General features: G+C 41.3%; 1 pseudogene. It reads right to left on the reverse strand.

Going from position 1 to position 484, the window contains the following annotated elements:
- Positions 1-484: pseudogene (locus tag AC4IF5_RS20410) on the reverse strand (T9SS type A sorting domain-containing protein); the annotation flags it as partial.

A 484-nucleotide genomic window follows, 5' to 3' on the forward strand; every position in this document is an offset into this window, starting at 1 on the left:
CTTCCACTCATATCATACAGCATAATATCAGCTTCCTTGAAATCAAAGCCGATTTCTACATAAGCATAATCAGATACTGGATTCGGGTAGATCCTGATGTCATATTTCTCGATCAGTTGGTCAACTTGCTTATCTCCCAGCTTTACGATCTTCCAGTTCTCCTTTCCTAATTCCGTTGCACTGGTACCAGCCAGAACAATAGATCCATCTCTGTTTAGCTTCAGATCTGAAAGTCTTTCTTCTCTTTGTCTTGATTCTCCACTCACATGCTTCCTCCACTGCTCATTGCCATTCCCATCCACATACAGCATCCAAAAGGTTTCATCATTCTTTTCTATTCTTCCTTCAGCCTGGGTATAACCCCCTAAAAGAATTCCTTTGGTCAGGTCCTGGTTCCTGGCTTTGGTATCTTGACTCTGAATGGTACTCATTCCCATTAAAATATCACGATTCCCAAAGTTGTAAGATTTCTGCCACTGTTCTT

The sequence above is a fragment of the Chryseobacterium sp. UF-290 genome (assembly GCF_058245615.1).